The following is a 15188-nucleotide window of genomic DNA, read 5'->3' as shown; positions in this document are numbered from 1 at the left end:
CTCCGCCGACCATCTCGCGGGCACGGATGGTGCTGACATCATCACCGGACCGGTCCTGGGGAGTGCCGGTAGTACGGAGACGGGGGACGACGGCACCCGCCGCCGCTCCGGAAAGCGTGCCTCGGGGAGGGTGGGACCGGCCGGGACGCCGGCCGGTCCCGGCACGCCACCCACCGTTCACCCGGATGGCACACTGCGGAGCCTCCGACGGCATCCGGCGGAGCTAGGTTGCGCCGGTGAGCGTCATGCCTGCCACCAGCGGTTCCCCGGAGGCACCCGCCGGGCTGCACGTGACGTACCAGGGTGTGGTGCACCCCGCTCGGGAGATCGCCCGGGGCGCGGCGTACGAACTCTTCAGCGACCGGGAGACGGCCGGGTTCGAGTGGACCTCCCGCCCGGACGCGCCACTGCCGTGGCGCCGGATCGTCCACGTCACCGAGGTCGACGCGGTGCACGGCGTACCCGATGCGGATGCGGAACCGGAGGCGCCGCTGCTGGTCCCGGCGCACCGCAACCGGAGCTGGGCCGACCTGCACCGGCTCAGCCAGCAGCCGGCGGCGGCCGACGACCCGGTCCTGGCCACGCTGCGCGCCTCCGCGCGGATCCGCCCGGGTACCCGGATGGTCAAGGTGCTCTCCGCGCGGCAGCTCGCGGACTGCCTGCGCGGGCAGCTGCCGTACGGCTTCTGCCACCGGGAGCACGACGTCGCGCACCTGCGTACCCCGGCCAGCCTGGCCGTGCTGCGGACCGACGACCGGGTCGGGGACGACACCGACGTGGCGTACGTGCTGCGCTGGCGGGCGGTCGACGGGGGCGACTACGCCAGCCCGGTCGGATCGTCGTACCGGGGCCTGACCGTCATGCCGCCCGGTGACCGGGTCGGCGCGCCGGTGCTGGGTACCGGCTTCCTCCCCAGCGGCGCGCAACTGGTCCCGGAGTTCGTCACCCGGGACTTCGCGGACCTGCCCCTGCCGGCGCACGCCACCCTGGTCGCCTATCCCGGCGACGGGGTGGAGGTGGTGCTCTACACCTACCAGGCGGAGCAGCGCGGCTGGCTGCGGATGGCCGGGCCCCGGTGGCGGCACCTGCTGGCCGGGGTGCCGGGGCTGCCGCCGGACCAGGACTACCTGCCGGTCGGCGAGGCGCCCCGGTCGACCCTGCTGGTCGGTACGCTGAGCGACGGCGTGCACGAGGCGGTCGCCGATCCACCCGGCGGGTTCCGGGTGCTGGCGGCCAGCCGGGCGGCCCGGCACCCGGTGACCCGGGTCAGCCGTCGAGTGCGGTACGCGACGTGGCGCGGGGTGCCCGGCGTCGTGCTGCGTGAGGAGACCGGCTGGCTACGGTTGCGGTTGTGCCGGCCGGACGTGGCGGCGGTCGGTACCGTCGGCGCCCGGTGTGTCGAACGTGGCGTCTACGAGACCTGGGCACCGGCCGGCGAGGTGACCGACGACCGGACGGTCGACCTGCCGTACCCGGCCTGACGCCCGGTCGGCCGTGGAGGTCCACGGCCGACCGACGGATCGTCCGAACAGCCGGCGGAGCATCCGGTACGCCGGTCAGCTCTCCAGCCGGGCCAGCTCCTCGTCCACGATGGACGGGTCGAGCTTGCGGAAGACCGGCTTCGGGGCGGCCAGCGGCCGGCCCGCCGTCAGGGGCACCGACTCCCAGCGGGCGCCGACGGTGTAGTCCCCGGTCAGCACCGGGTACGACGGGCCGCCGTCGAGATCCTCGACCTCGACGATGGACGGCATCGGGGCGTGCACCCCGGTACCGCCGAGCAGCTCGTGCACCTTCTGCGCGGAGTGCGGCAGGAACGGGGTGAGCAGCGTGTTGGCGTCGCTGACCACCTGGAGCGCCACGTGCAGGACGGTGCCCATCCGGGGCTTCTCGGCCTCGCTCTTGAGCTTCCACGGGGCCTGGTCGGAGAGGTACCGGTTGGCCTCGGCGACCACCTTCATCGCCTCACCGATGGCCTGCTTCTGCCGGTGCCTCGCGATCAGGTCGCCGACCGTGTCGAACCCCGCGCGGGCGACCGCGAGCAGCGCCTCGTCGGCCTCGGTCAGACCGGCCGGGTCGATCGGCGGGATGGCGCCGAAGTTCTTCGCCGCCATCGAGATGGACCGGTTGACCAGGTTGCCCCAGCCGGCGACCAGTTCGTCGTTGTTCCGGCGGAGGAACTCCGCCCAGGTGAAGTCGGTGTCGTTGCTCTCCGGGCCGGCGACGGCGATGAAGTAGCGCAGGGCGTCGGCGTCGTACCGCGCCAGGAAGTCACGGACGTAGATGACCACCTGACGGGAGGAGGAGAACTTGCGCCCCTCCATGGTCAGGAACTCGCTGGAGACCACCTCGGTGGGGAGGTTCAGCCGGCCCAGCGGACCGGGCTGGCCGTCCCGGCTGCCCTCGCCGGAGTAGCCGAGCAGCAGCGCCGGCCAGATCACCGAGTGGAAGACTATGTTGTCCTTGCCCATGAAGTAGTAGCCCCGGGCGTCCTTACCCGCGCCGTCGGTCGACCACCACTTCCGCCAGGCGTCCGGGTCGCCGGACCGGCGGGCCCACTCGATGGAGGCGGAGAGGTACCCGATCACCGCGTCGAACCAGACGTAGATCCGCTTGTCGGAGCGGTCCCGCCAGCCCTCCAACGGGATCGGTACGCCCCATTCCAGGTCCCGGGTGATGGCCCGGGGCTGGAGGTCGTCCAGCAGGTTCCTGGAGAAGCGCAGCACGTTCGTGCGCCAGCCCTCGCGGCTGTCCAGCCAACGGCCGAGCGCGTCGGCGAGGGCGGGCAGGTCGAGGAAGAAGTGCTCGGTCTCGACGAACTGCGGGGTCTCGCCGTTGATCTTCGACTTCGGTTCGATCAGGTCGATCGGGTCGAGCTGGTTGCCGCAGTTGTCGCACTGGTCGCCCCGGGCACTGTCGTACCCGCAGATCGGACAGGTGCCCTCGATGTAGCGGTCGGGCAGGGTCCGGCCCGTGGACGGGGAGATGGCCCCCATGGTCACCTTCGGCACGATGTACCCGTTGCGGTGCATCCCCTCGAAGAGGTCCTGCACGACCTGGTAGTGGTTGCCGGTGGTGGTCCGGGTGAACAGGTCGTAGGAGAGCCCGAGCCCGTGCAGGTCCTCGACGATCACCCGGTTGTACCGGTCGGCCAGCTCACGGGGGGTGACCCCCTCCTTGTCGGCCTGCACCTGGATCGGGGTGCCGTGCTCGTCGGTGCCGGAGACCATGAGCACGTCGTGGCCCGCCATCCGCATGTACCGGCTGAAGACGTCGGAGGGGACACCGAACCCGGAGACGTGGCCGATGTGCCGGGGGCCGTTGGCGTACGGCCAGGCGACCGCCGCGAGAACGTGACTCATGGCGTCAAGCCTAATGACCGGCCCCGGTCGGCTGCGAACCTGTAGGCGCCGACCGGCCCGCCGCCCGGCGTCCGGTCCCGCTACCGGGTGCCGGCCGACGCCACTGCCGGTGTCGACCGACGCCGCTGTCGGGTGCCGGTCAACGCCGCTGCCGGGTGCCTGCCGGCTCTGCGCGCCCGGGAAGCCCTCGTCCCATTTGTCGCCGACACGCGCCCTGAGCTGCACCGCTATCCCCGCCGCCCGGTGTCCAATGGTCGTCGTGACTGGCAGACCAGCCGCGCCGCGGCCGGACGACGCCCCGCGCCCCGACGTGCCCCGGGCCTCCTCGGCCGAGCCGGCAACCGAGACCCGTCCCCGGGTACCCGATGCCCGGGGCGCACCGGGCAGTCAGGGTGGTGGAGCCGGGCCGGGCAGCGGAGCCGGGCCGGGCAGCGGAGCCGGGCCGGGCAGCGGTCCCGACGGCTCGACCAGCCCGGCGAGCCCGACCGCCGGGGCAGGCCAGACCGGCTCCGGGCCGACCGTGGCCCCGTTCGCCGGGGCCCGCCCGTCCCCACCGGCGTCCCTCGCGGACCTCCCCGGCGGCATCGAGCCGACCATCGGCGCCCCGGCTGACGTGGTCCCCCGTCGGGTACCGGTCGACTCCCGCACCCAGGCACCCACCGCCGACCCGGCGGCCGGGAACGGCACCGGCGAGGACTGCGGTCAGGAGCCGGCGTTCTGGCTCCCGATCGAGGAGGTGCACTGGGACGGCACACCGGTCCGGGAGGAGACCGCCCCGGACACCACGCAGACCCGGACCCGGGCCCGTCGTACCGACCGACGGCGCCCCGGCCGACCGACGCCTGCCGGGCCGCTACCCGGACTGGCGCTGCTGGTACTGCTGATGCTGCTGGCCAGTTTCTTCGGCTGGGTGAGCGCCGAACCGTTCTGGCTGGCCGTCGGGCACGCCAGGAACGGCACGGTGGTGGTCGGCGGCTGTACCGGCAGCGGACTGGAACAGCGGTGCCGGGGCGACTTCGTCCTGGGGGACGACCTGGTCGTGCACGGCATCCGGATCGCCGGGGTCGGTCCGGGGCAGCGGGAGCGGGGCACCGTGCTTCCGGCAAGGGTGGTCAACGCCAGCTCCACCACGGCGTACGTGGACGGCTCCGGCCCGGTCGCACAGCTACGTTGGCTGCTCGGACTGGGCCTGGTGCTGCTCTGCGGGTCGGCTGCCGGCTGGGCCACCGGGGCGGGCCGGTTCACCGAGCCGTGGGCCCGGCGGGGTGCCGCGCTGGCCGGCTTCTGTGCGCCGGTACTGCTCGCCGCCGGGTTCCTGGTCGCCGCTTTCTGACCCGACGGCCACGTTCACCTGCCCGCCGACCACCGGCCTCACGCTCACCTGCCCGCCGACCACCGGCCTCACGCTCACCTGCCCGCCGACCACCGGCGCAAGCCGGGCTGACCCGGCAGGTCGGAGCCGCCCCGGCGAACCGGGGCGTTAACAAGGGGCCCTTCCTCTACCGAATGCGTTAACAGGGGGCCCTTCCTTACACCGTGTGCACGACGGCGTAGACCTCGCGGCGACGCAGGCCGTACCGGTCGGCGACAGCGGTGATCGCGTCCCGGCGGGTCGCCCCGGCGGCCTCCCGCTCGGCCACCTCGGCGCGCAGTGTCGCGTCGTCGGGGCGGGTGACCTCAGCCGGCGGCGCGCCGGCCACCACCAGGGTGATCTCCCCGCGTGGCGGGTTGGCTGCCGCCCACTCGGCCAGCTCACCGAGCGGCCGGCGGAGCACCTCCTCGTAGGTCTTGGTCAGTTCCCGGGCCAGGGCGGCCGGCCGGTCCGCGCCGAAGACCGCGGCCAGGTCGGCCAGGGCCCCGGCGATCCGGTGCGGGGCCTCGAAGAAGACCAGCGTCCGTTCCTCGGCGGCCAGGGCGCGCAACCTGCTGCGCCGGCCGGCGGGGGTACGGGGCAGGAACCCTTCGAAGCAGAACCGGTCGCAGGCCAGCCCGGAGAGGGCCAGGGCGGTGGTGACCGCACTGGGCCCGGGGGCGGCGGTGACCGGGGCGCCCACGTCGAGCGCTCCCCGGACGAGCCGGTAGCCCGGGTCGGAGACGCTGGGCATGCCGCCGTCGGTGACCAGGGCGACCACCGCCCCACCGGTGATCGCGTCGACCAGTTCCGGGGTACGCCGCTCCTCGTTGCCCTCGAAGTAGCTGACCACCCGACCGGTGACGGTGACGCCGAGGTCCCGGGCCAGCCGGGCCAGCCGGCGGGTGTCCTCGGCGGCCACGATGTCGGCGCTGGCGAGGGTGTCCCGGAGCCGGTCGGAGGCGTCTGCGGGGTTGCCGAGTGGCGCCCCGAGCAGAATCAGGCGACCACCATCGGACATTTCACCCACGACGCCACTCCCTCATCGACACACGTGCCGGCCAACCATAGGCGGAGGACCCCTTCGGGCCCTCCAGCAGCCTACGATCGCGGGGTGACCCAGGCGTCGACAGCGCAGACCACGAGCGGGAACAGCCCGGAACCGGGCGCCCCCACCGGCCAGTTCCTTCCCGGCGAGACCGGCGGTGGCGGCCTCCCGCCGATCCTCCGGCGCCGGTTGGCCCCGTTGGACGCCCGTTTCGACGTCAACTCCTGGCTGGCCACCGCCGTGGTGGTGGCGATCGCCGCCATTCTGCGCTTCGTCGGGCTGAGTTCCCCCAAGGGCAAGATCTTCGACGAGGTCTACTACGCCACCGACGCGCACAACCTGCTCACCCGTGGTTTCGAGTGGGACGAGAAGAACAACACCGCCGCGTACGTGGTGCACCCGCCGCTGGGCAAGTGGATGATCGCCCTGGGTGAGTGGATGTGGGGCTACAACGAGCTGGGTTGGCGTTTCTCCGCCGCCGTCGTCGGCTCGCTCTCCGTCCTGCTGCTGGTCCGCATCGCCCGGCGGATGTTCCGCTCCACGGTGCTCGGCTGCGCGGCCGGGCTGCTGCTCGCCCTGGACGGCTTCCACCTGGTGCTGTCCCGCACCGCCCTGCTCGACATCTTCCTGCTCTTCTTCGTGCTGGCCGCGTTCGGTGCGGTCGTCCTCGACCGGGACGCCCGCCGTCGGCGGTGGCTGCGGGCGATGGAGGCCGGGCTGGACCCGACGCAGCCCGGCCGGTTCTCCCTGACCGCGGTGCCCTGGTGGCGGCTGCTGGCGGCGGTCCTGCTCGGTTGTGCGATCTCGGTCAAGTGGAGTGCGCTCTACTTCGTTCCGGCGTTCGGCATCCTGGTGCTCGTCTGGGAGGCCGGGCTGCGCCGCTCGGTCGGGGTACGCCGGCCGTGGCGCGACGCGCTGCTGGCCGAGCTGCCCTGGCTGGTGCTCGCCGGGGTGGTCGTGGTGCTGACCTACATCGCCACCTGGTCCGGGTGGCTGCTGACCGACGGTGGTTACTACCGGCACTGGCGCCAGTCGCAGGGCAAGGACGAGCTGCCGGTGATCGGGGCCCTGCAGAACCTCTGGGAGTACCACCGGGCGGCATATGGTTTCCACACCACCCTGGACACCTCGCACAAGTACCAGTCCTGGCCGTGGCAGTGGCTGCTGCTCGGGCGCCCGGTGGCCTTCTACTGGTCCAGCGAGGGGGCCTGCGGGGCGGCCAGTTGCGCGGCGGAGATCCTGCTCCTCGGTACGCCCATCCTCTGGTGGTCGTTCCTGCCCGCCCTGGTCGCGCTGGTCTGGTTGGGCATCGCCCGCCGGGACTGGCGGGCCGGCACGATCCTGCTCGGCGCCGCCGCCGGGCTGCTCCCCTGGTTCTGGTACGCGCTGGACGGCCGGACCATGTTCGTCTTCTACGTGGCGCCGGCCCTGCCGTTCCTGGTGCTCGCCGTCGTCTACGTGCTCGGGGCGATCATCACGCCGGGCCGACCCGCCGGGGAGGCGCCGGTCCGGCAGTCGGCGACGACCACGCCGGCCCCGGAGGTCACCGACCCGGCAGGGGCCACGGTAGCCGCCGAAGCCGCGGAGGATCCGGCTGCGGAGAAAGCGGCGGACCGCCGACTACTCGGTTCGATCATCGCGGGCGGGTACGTCCTGGTGGTCGCCGCCTGCTTCGCGTACTTCCATCCGATCTTCGTCGGCAAGCTGATCCCGTACGCCGAATGGTCGGCCCGGATGTGGCTCGACGGCCGCTGGATCTGACCTCGGGGAACCACCGTGCAACGCCACGGCCCGGTCCGGGAATACCACCGGACCGGGCCGTGGCGTCGACGTCGGGCAATGGCGGCAAACAGCCACAGCTGCCCGACGGCCGACGTTGCACCTGGTCAGCGATGCTGCGCCGGCCCGAGCGGCGCTTCGGGCAGGCTGCCGCGTCGGGCCGGGACGGGCCACGGAAACGGGCCGGGAGCAGGCCCGGAAAGCAGAAAAGCGCGCCCCGATCGCCTGCCACGGGGGAAGCGGGCGATTGGGGCGCGCATGTTGAGCTTAACCACCCGGGATCACCGGCACAACGGGTTGCCTCCGGTCAGATTTCCGACCGACGAACCGCAGCCGGAATGGTTTACATCAGACATGTGATCTGATGTGACAACCCGGGGACCCAAGGTCACCGACCGGGACCAGGCATCGACGGCGCACACTTCCACCAGGGTCAGAGGTATCGACAGAGTTCGTTCTGCGTTTACGGTGGGAGCGCCCGCCGGCAAGCTCCCCCAGGCGGAATGGCGGGCGACCACCAACGACCCGTGGGAGTCCCGATGTCCCGTACCCTCCGCTGGCTCGGCGGCCTGCTCGCCGCCCTCACCGCAGCCACCGCCGGACTGGCCGCACCCGCCCAGGCGGCCACCGTCTCGGTACCGCTGCGTACCCTGATCGCCGACCTGCCGGTCGCCTCCGAGGTCCGCACCGGCTACAGCCGCGACCTCTTCCCGCACTGGATCGACGCGGACGGGGACGGCTGCAACACCCGCTACGAGGTGCTCATCGCCGAGGCGGTCACCCGCCCCTCGGTCGGCTCGGGCTGCTACCTGACCGGCGGTCGCTGGTACTCGTACTACGACGCGGCCTACTGGACCAACCCGTCCGACCTGGACATCGACCACATGGTCGCGCTGGCCGAGGCGTGGGACTCCGGCGCCCGCAACTGGACCACGTCGCGCCGCCAGTCGTTCGCGAACGACCTCGGCGACGTACGGTCGCTGGTCGCCGTCACCGACAACGTCAACCAGGCCAAGGGCGACCAGGACCCGTCGACCTGGATGCCGACGTACGAGCGGTGCCGCTACGTCGCCGAGTGGGCCGCCGTGAAGACCCGGTGGCGGCTGACCGTGGACAGCGCCGAGAAGAGCGCGCTGACCAGCTACGCCAACTCGTGCTCGAACATCACCATCACCGTGACCCACGCATACTGAGCCGTCGACCGGGTGCCGGTCGACAGCCGAGAGGCCGGCCGGCACCCACGGGTACCCGTCCGGTCGACAGCCGGACGGAAGGCCGGTACCCGTGGGGTCAGTCCGGCCGGTGACCGCCCGCCCGGGGCAGCCAGCCGAGGAACCGCTGCCGCAACTCCGTCACCGGCAGGTGGTCCAGGTCCCCCATCGCCCGGACCAGGCAGGCACCGAGGTAGACGCCGAGGGCCACCCCGGTGCCGCCGTACTCGTCCAGCAGGCCGCTCCGCCGGGCCGGGCACGGCCAGTCCGCACCACACTCGACACACGTCCAACCGGGCCGGTCCGGCAGGTGCGTCCCGCTGCCCGGTCCGGCGTCCGCCCCGCCGGAACCCGGGCCGGAACCCGTCTGACTGGCCATCACCGCGCTGATCCTCCCGCACCTCGGTGCCCGCCGCCCCACACCGGTAGCGTCCAGGGTCGGCCCGACCGGTAAGCGTCCACGGGGCCGGATTCGTTACAGCCCGATTTGACTCCATAGTGGACCTGGCTATAGTCGCGCGGTGATCATCTATCTCCGACGATCCGCCGCTGTCCTGTCCGGACTGCTGATGACCACGGCGATGCTCGGCGCCCCGCCGGCCGCCGCCGACGAGGAACCCCCTCCCGAGCCACCCAAGGTGGAGCTGGTCCTCGACGTCAGCGGTTCGATGCGGGCCCGCGACATCGACGGCCGCAGCCGCATCTCCGTCGCCCAGCAGGCCTTCAACGAGGTGGTGGACGCCCTTCCGGACAACACCCAGCTCGGTATCCGGGTCCTCGGCGCCACCTATCCCGGCAGGGACAAGAAGATCGGCTGTCAGGACACCCAGCAGATCGTTCCGGTCGGCCCGGTGGACCGGAACCAGGCGAAGGCCGCCGTCGCCACCCTGCGCCCCACCGGCTTCACCCCGGTCGGTCTCGCGTTGCGCGCCGCCGCACAGGACCTGGGTACCGGTGCGACGACCCGACGGATCGTGCTGATCACCGACGGCGAGGACACCTGCGCCCCACCCGACCCGTGCGAGGTGGCCCGGGAACTGGCCGCCCAGGGTACCCGGCTGGTGGTGGACACCCTCGGTCTCGCCCCCGACGAGAAGGTACGCCGGCAGTTGCTCTGCATCGCCGCCGCCACCGGGGGCACGTACACCGCCGCGCAGAGCGCCGAGGAACTGACCGGCCGGATCAAGCAACTCGTGGACCGGGCCCGGGACACGTACACCCAGACCCCCGCCCAGGTCGGCGGTGGTGAGCAGTGCGCGGGCGCCCCGCTGCTCGCCCCCGGCGTCTACACCGACCGGGAACGGTTCTCCGAGCACCGCTGGTACCGGGTACCCGTGCGCCCCGGGCAGGAGCTGCGCGCCTCGGTGAGCATCGCGCTCGACCGGCCGGTGAACCGGGACCACGGGGTATTGCTGCGAGCCACCGCACCGGACGGCCGGGAACTGGTCCGGGGCGCGGACGCCGGCAGCGGACGTACCGACGTCCTCTCCGCCGGTCTGCGCTGGTCGGCGGCCGACCCGGACGACGACCCCGACGAGCGGGACGACGGAGACGAAGACGGGCGGGACGACGAGCCGGTGGACGGGGAATCCGGTACCGACGCACCGGTCCTCGTCTGCCTGGTGATCAGCAACTCGCTCTCGCCGCAGGCCGGTACCGGCACCAACCCCGGCATGCCGGTGGAACTGACCATCGACGTGGTCGACTCCGCACCCGGCCCCGGCGCCCCCGACCTCGGCCGGGGATGGCTGCTACTCGCCCTGCTCACCGTCGCCGGACTGCTCACCGGTCTACTCGCCGGCCTGTTGACCCGCTGGTGGGTCGCCACCTGGAGGAACTGATGGGTACCCCGACCGTCCGCCGGCTCGCCGCGCTGCTCGCCGCCACCGGTCTCGGACTGCTGCCGGCCGGTGCCGCCCTGGCCGACCCGTCGCCGTCCCCGGGTGCGGCCACCGTCACCAAGGCCGGCACCTCGTTCCTCACCGCCACCGCCATCGCCCCCGGCCAGCCCGTCCGGGTCGGTGCCTCGCACGGCGAGTACCTCTACTGGACGTTCCCCGCCGCAGCGGGTGAGGTACCCGACATCGGCGCCACCGTGTCGTACCCGGCCGGCCGGGCCCGGACCGGGGCGGCCACCTGGACCATCGACGTCTTCGACGGCCTGCGGCGACGTCAGGCGTGCACCGCCGGGGCACAGACCCCGACCGTGCCGGCCGGTACGCCGACCGTGCAGCTCGGCTGCACCCTGCGCACCGTACGCGCCTGGGCGGAACCCTGGTCCGGTGATCCGCTGCCCGGCACGTACTACATCCGGCTGTCGGTGACCGGGGTGGCCGAGTCCGACCTGGGGCTGCCGCTGGAGGTCGAACTCCTGGTCGGTACCGACGGGGACGGGGACGGCGGGGACGGCAGCCTCGCCGCCCCGCTCGTCCCGCCGGTCAAGGCCGGCAAGGTGCTGACCGACGCCGAGGCCAACGCCGCCGCGCCGGAGGAGGACGACGGGTACGACCTCGGGGACTGGTTGCCCGCCCCCTCGTCGCGCTGGATCTGGACCACCGTCGGCGGCATCCTCGCCGCCGTGGCCGGTGTGGTCGGCTTCGGCCTCACCCGCCGCCGCTGACCTGTTAGGAAGGGCCCCCGCTTATCGCTTTCGGTAGAGGAAGGGGCCCTTCCTAACACGTTGCGGCCGACCCGGCGAGCAGGTCGGCCAACTGGGCGGCGTTGCGTTGTGCGTTGTCGCCCGCGCAGTTGTTCATGAGTACGTGCGTCTCCCGGGCCTGACCGGCCAACGTCCGCAGCCTCGGCACCCACTCCCGCAGTTCCTCCTCGCGGTACCGGTACCGGTACTTCTCCTCGATGTCCCGGCTGGTCCACCGGTCGCTGCGGCCGTGGAACCGGACCACCGCCAGGTCGGCGGTGACCTCCGCCAACGGTGGCACCGACGACGGGTGCCCCTGCGGCATGTCCACACAGACCAGCGGCAGTTCGTGGGTACGCAGGAAGTCGAACGTCCCCCGGGCGGCGTCGGCGGCGAACCAGGACGAGTGCCGGAACTCGATGGCCACCGGCAGCGGCCGGCACCGCGCGGCGACCTCCAGGACGGTCTGCCGGCGGGCGGCGGACCGGGTGAACCAGGGCGGGAACTGGAACAGCACCACACCGAGCTTCCCGGCCGCCACGAGCGGGTCGAGCGCGCTGAGGAACCGTTCCCAGACCTGTTCGTACGTCCGTCTCGGCAGGTCGTCCGGGTAGACGTACCGCTTGTCGATCCGGGGCCGCAGGTCGGCGTACAGCGCCTCCGGTCGGGTCGGATGACCGGTCAGCAGGCTGAACGCCTTGATGTCGAAGAGGAAGCCGTCCGGGGTCCGTTCGGCCCAGAGCCCGGCGGTCCGCTCACTGGGCGGGTGGTAGTAGGTGGCGTCGACCTCCACCAGGTCGAACCGGCTGGCGTAGTGGCCGAGGCGCGCAGCGGGTGTCGTCGCTTCGGCCGGGTACCAGCCGGAGGCGAGCAGGGTCTTGTCGGTCCATGACGCGGTGCCTATCCGGACGTTGCCCACTGCGATACTTTCACCCGTGATGGCGACCGTGAAACTGACCGCCGACCGGGTTCTGGCGTGGCGGTTCCGCCAGCACCTGCTGCACCGGCCGGCCGGTACCGGCGCCGACCCGCAGCCCGACGTGACGACCGTCGTGGCCCGGCTCTGCGGGGTACAGGCGCAGGTGTCGTCCGCCGCCGCGCAGGCCGTCGCGGCCCGTCAGGCCGACCCGGTTCCGGGTACGGTGACCGCCGCCCTGGCCGACCGGCGGCTGCTGCGCACCTGGGCCATGCGGGGCACCCTGCACCTGCTCACCGTCGGGGAGGCCCCGGCCCTGCTGTCCCTGCTGGCCGCCGCCCGGACCTGGGAGAAGGGGTCCTGGCAGCGCAGCTTCGTCACGCTCCGGCAGCTCGATGCGATCACCGAGGCGGCGTACGCGGCCCTGGACGGTCGGGTACTGACCCGGGAGGAACTGACCGCCGAGATCGTCGAGCGGACCGGCGACGCCGCCCTCGCCGGTCAGCTCAGCTCCGCCTGGGGTGCGGTACTCAAGCCCCTCGCCTGGCAGGGGCTGCTGGTCAACGGCCCGAGCCGGACGACGGGACAGGACACCGGTCAGCCCGGGCCAGCGGGTCCGGGCCGGGGCGGCGCGGTCACCTTCACCCGACCGGACACCCACCTCCCCGACTGGCCGGGGCTGCCCGACCCGGCGGTCGCCGCCCGCACGGTCGTGCCGGCCTACCTCGGGGCGTACGGCCCGGCCACCCCGGAGACCTTCGACGCCTGGCCCTGCCGGGGCGCCACCCGGAAGGCGACCCTCCGCTCCTGGTTCGCCGAGTTGGTGTCGACCGGTGAACTTGTCACCGTGGAGGTGGACGGCGGGCCGGCGTACGCCCGCGCCGCCGACGTCGACGACCTCGCCACGGCGGTACCCGTCGACGGGGTACGCCTGCTGCCCGCCTTCGACCAGTGGATCCTCGGTCCGGGCACGAAGGACACCATGATCATCCCGCCCGGGCGGCGCAGCTCGGTGAGCCTGGCCGCCGGTTGGATCGCCGCGACCGTGGTGCACCACGGTCGGGTGGTCGGCACCTGGAAGCCACGTGACGGCGTACCTGAGGTGACCCTCTGGCCGGAATCACCGCCCGTGCCGGCGGACCAGATCGAGGCCGAGGTCACCCGGCTTCAGACGTACCTCGGAAAGGACGACGACGATGCGTGACCTCCTCCCCGACCCGGTCGCCGTCGCGGTGGCCGGGCCAACGGACTGGACCGGGACACTGCTGCCGGAGGAGGCCGCGTGCCTCAGCCCCCGGGCGGTGGAGAGCCGACGCCGGGACTACGCCGCCGGGCGGACCTGCGCCCGACGGGCCCTGGCCGCGCTGGGTCTCGCCCCGATGCCGGTCACCTCGGCGCCCGACCGCTCCCCGGTCTGGCCCTCCGGGGTGGTCGGCGCGATCACCCACACCAACGGCTACTGCGCGGCGGTCGCCGCCCGCAGCGACGAGATCAGGTCGGTCGGCATCGACGCCGAGCAGCACCAGGCCCTCGACCCGGGGGTACGCCGGATGGTCTGCCTGCCGGAGGAGCTGGACTGGTGGGCGGCGCAGGACGACGACATCTCCTGGCCGGCGGTGATCTTCAGTGCGAAGGAGACGGTCTACAAGATCTGGCATCCGATCGTCCGCGCCTGGTTGGGCTTCCACGACGCGCGGCTGGAGATCCACCCGGATGCCCCGGCCAGGTCCGGTCCGGTCGACGCGGCGGGCACCTTCGTCGCGCACATCGTGCCGGCCAAGGTGGACGAGGCGGCGAAGCAGGTCGCCGACCCGCCCACGGTCATCACCGGCCGGTTCGTGGTCGCCGACGGTCTGGTCCGCACGGCCGCCTACCTGCCCGCCCGCTGACCGGCGGCCCCGCGCCGGGTCCGGCTGGCATCATCGGGACCATGCCCACCATCGAGGTCGTACGCGGTGACATCACCGCGCAGCAGGTCGACGCCATCGTGAACGCCGCGAACGAGTCGTTGCTCGGTGGCGGCGGGGTGGACGGGGCGATCCACCGGGCCGCCGGGCCCCGGCTGGCCGAGGCGGGGTCGGCGCTCGCCCCGTGCCCGCCCGGCGACGCGAAGGCCACCCCCGCCTTCGACCTCGACCCACCGGTACGCCATGTCATCCACACCGTCGGCCCGGTGTGGGAGGGTGGCGCCCACGGTGAGGCCGAGGTGCTGGCCTCCTGCTACCGGCGCAGCCTCGCCGTCGCCGACGAACTCGGCGCCCGCACCGTCGCGTTCCCGGCCATCGCCACCGGCGTGTACGGCTTCCCGGCCGAGCAGGCCGCCCGGATCGCGGTGTCCACGATCAGGTCGACGCCGACGGGTGTGGAGCTGGTCCGGCTGGTCGCCTTCGACGAGGCGACCCGCGCCCTGCTCGCCGCCGCCCTGGACGGCTGACCCGCCCCGGCGGCCGGATCGACCAGCCCCGGCCGCCGGATCGGCCCGTCCCGGCTGCCGGATCGGCCCGGCGGTACCGGGCGGCGGTCAGGCGGCCAGGTAGTCGTACCGGCCGTCGGTGGGCGCCACGGTCAGGTCCCCGTCACGGAGCTGCCACTCCTGCGTTCCGTGCTCCTCGTGGTGGGCGAGGAAGAACCCACGGACCCGGTCGGCCGGGTCGACCGGCGGCGGGATGGCCGCGATCTCCCGCAACTGCCCGAGGAGCCACCCGGTGGCCTGGGCACGGATCGTGCCGCAGTAGAAGACACAGGTGTCGCCGTTCGGGCCGGTCAGGGTCGACCAGCCCTGACTGTAGAAACCGTCGTCATGGCGGTGTACGACCTCCCAGACCAGTGCCTCCTGGCCGTCGGCACACTCGACCCAGCCCCGGACACCCAGGTAGACGCCCATCC

Annotated in this window: 14 protein-coding genes; 9 read left to right on the top strand and 5 right to left on the bottom strand. The window is 73.0% G+C overall.

Features of this window, described 5'->3' with window-relative positions; genetic code table 11:
• The first annotated feature begins 245 nt into the window (after positions 1–245).
• Positions 246–1481, top strand: a complete 1236-nt coding sequence (locus tag GSF22_RS08290; RefSeq protein ID WP_208812549.1) for a hypothetical protein — start codon at positions 246–248, stop codon at positions 1479–1481.
• 75 nt (positions 1482–1556) lie between these two features.
• On the opposite strand, the gene metG is transcribed toward GSF22_RS08290, so the two are convergent.
• Positions 1557–3359, bottom strand: a complete 1803-nt coding sequence (metG, locus tag GSF22_RS08285) for a methionine--tRNA ligase (protein ID WP_208812517.1) — start codon at positions 3357–3359, stop codon at positions 1557–1559.
• Positions 3360–3618: 259 nt separating this feature from the next.
• Between metG and GSF22_RS08280 the strand changes: the two genes are divergently transcribed.
• Entirely contained in the window at positions 3619–4692 is a 1074-nt protein-coding gene (locus GSF22_RS08280) for a hypothetical protein (protein ID WP_208812515.1), read from the top strand.
• Positions 4693–4888: 196 nt separating this feature from the next.
• Here GSF22_RS08280 and rsmI read toward each other — a convergent pair whose 3' ends face one another.
• Positions 4889–5731, bottom strand: a complete 843-nt coding sequence (gene rsmI / locus GSF22_RS08275) for a 16S rRNA (cytidine(1402)-2'-O)-methyltransferase (protein ID WP_244366681.1) — start codon at positions 5729–5731, stop codon at positions 4889–4891.
• Positions 5732–5824: 93 nt separating this feature from the next.
• Between rsmI and GSF22_RS08270 the strand changes: the two genes are divergently transcribed.
• Positions 5825–7519 (top strand): dolichyl-phosphate-mannose--protein mannosyltransferase, encoded by a 1695-nt coding sequence (locus tag GSF22_RS08270; RefSeq protein WP_208812511.1) that lies wholly within the window; start codon positions 5825–5827, stop codon positions 7517–7519.
• Positions 7520–8076: 557 nt separating this feature from the next.
• A complete protein-coding gene (locus GSF22_RS08265) occupies positions 8077–8730 on the top strand; it encodes an HNH endonuclease family protein (RefSeq protein ID WP_208812509.1) in 654 nt (217 codons plus the stop codon).
• A 97-nt stretch (positions 8731–8827) separates the two neighbouring features.
• Here GSF22_RS08265 and GSF22_RS08260 read toward each other — a convergent pair whose 3' ends face one another.
• Positions 8828–9127, bottom strand: coding sequence for a hypothetical protein (locus GSF22_RS08260; RefSeq protein WP_244366668.1), 300 nt, complete (start codon positions 9125–9127; stop codon positions 8828–8830).
• 145 nt (positions 9128–9272) lie between these two features.
• On the opposite strand from GSF22_RS08260, the gene GSF22_RS08255 reads away from it, so the two are divergent.
• Both GSF22_RS08255 and GSF22_RS08250 read left to right on the top strand, forming a co-directional pair.
• Positions 9273–10589, top strand: coding sequence for a VWA domain-containing protein (locus GSF22_RS08255; RefSeq protein WP_208812544.1), 1317 nt, complete (start codon positions 9273–9275; stop codon positions 10587–10589).
• Entirely contained in the window at positions 10589–11368 is a 780-nt protein-coding gene (locus tag GSF22_RS08250) for a peptidase (protein ID WP_208812507.1), read from the top strand. The genes GSF22_RS08255 and GSF22_RS08250 overlap by 1 nt, the downstream gene beginning before the upstream one ends.
• Positions 11369–11420: 52 nt before the next feature.
• Here the strand turns inward: GSF22_RS08250 and GSF22_RS08245 are convergent, their stop codons facing one another.
• Positions 11421–12305 carry a DUF72 domain-containing protein gene (locus tag GSF22_RS08245; RefSeq protein WP_208812505.1) on the bottom strand — a complete coding sequence of 295 codons (885 nt, stop codon included), beginning with the start codon at positions 12303–12305 and terminating at the stop codon, positions 11421–11423.
• A gap of 19 nt (positions 12306–12324) precedes the next feature.
• Here GSF22_RS08245 and GSF22_RS08240 point away from each other — a divergent pair, with 19 nt between their 5' ends.
• From GSF22_RS08240 to GSF22_RS08230, 3 genes are read left to right on the top strand one after another with little or no spacing between them, the layout of a single operon-like run.
• Positions 12325–13506 carry a DNA glycosylase AlkZ-like family protein gene (locus tag GSF22_RS08240; protein ID WP_208812503.1) on the top strand — a complete coding sequence of 394 codons (1182 nt, stop codon included), beginning with the start codon at positions 12325–12327 and terminating at the stop codon, positions 13504–13506.
• Entirely contained in the window at positions 13499–14191 is a 693-nt protein-coding gene (locus GSF22_RS08235) for a 4'-phosphopantetheinyl transferase family protein (RefSeq protein ID WP_208812501.1), read from the top strand. Before GSF22_RS08240 ends, GSF22_RS08235 begins: the two co-directional genes overlap by 8 nt.
• A 41-nt stretch (positions 14192–14232) precedes the next feature.
• Positions 14233–14736: an O-acetyl-ADP-ribose deacetylase gene (locus tag GSF22_RS08230; protein ID WP_208812499.1), complete on the top strand. Its 504-nt coding sequence runs from the start codon at positions 14233–14235 to the stop codon at positions 14734–14736.
• A gap of 87 nt (positions 14737–14823) precedes the next feature.
• Here the strand turns inward: GSF22_RS08230 and GSF22_RS08225 are convergent.
• Positions 14824–15188: hypothetical protein (locus GSF22_RS08225; RefSeq protein ID WP_208812497.1), on the bottom strand; the 365-nt coding region annotated here is incomplete at its 5' end.

The sequence above is a fragment of the Micromonospora echinofusca genome, from assembly GCF_017614955.1.
Taxonomy (GTDB): domain Bacteria; phylum Actinomycetota; class Actinomycetes; order Mycobacteriales; family Micromonosporaceae; genus Micromonospora; species Micromonospora echinofusca_A.
Note: the sequence above shows the minus strand (reverse complement) of the source record. Positions and strands in the feature narration are given on the sequence as shown.

Coding starts and splice junctions, on each gene's coding strand:
- GSF22_RS08290 (WP_208812549.1), top strand. CDS start 246: ATGCCTGCCACCAGCGGTTCCCCGGAGGCACCCGCCGGGCTGCACGTG.
- metG (WP_208812517.1), bottom strand. CDS start 3,359: ATGAGTCACGTTCTCGCGGCGGTCGCCTGGCCGTACGCCAACGGCCCC.
- GSF22_RS08230 (WP_208812499.1), top strand. CDS start 14,233: ATGCCCACCATCGAGGTCGTACGCGGTGACATCACCGCGCAGCAGGTC.
- GSF22_RS08260 (WP_244366668.1), bottom strand. CDS start 9,127: ATGGCCAGTCAGACGGGTTCCGGCCCGGGTTCCGGCGGGGCGGACGCC.
- rsmI (WP_244366681.1), bottom strand. CDS start 5,731: ATGTCCGATGGTGGTCGCCTGATTCTGCTCGGGGCGCCACTCGGCAAC.
- GSF22_RS08265 (WP_208812509.1), top strand. CDS start 8,077: ATGTCCCGTACCCTCCGCTGGCTCGGCGGCCTGCTCGCCGCCCTCACC.
- GSF22_RS08235 (WP_208812501.1), top strand. CDS start 13,499: ATGCGTGACCTCCTCCCCGACCCGGTCGCCGTCGCGGTGGCCGGGCCA.
- GSF22_RS08240 (WP_208812503.1), top strand. CDS start 12,325: ATGGCGACCGTGAAACTGACCGCCGACCGGGTTCTGGCGTGGCGGTTC.
- GSF22_RS08250 (WP_208812507.1), top strand. CDS start 10,589: ATGGGTACCCCGACCGTCCGCCGGCTCGCCGCGCTGCTCGCCGCCACC.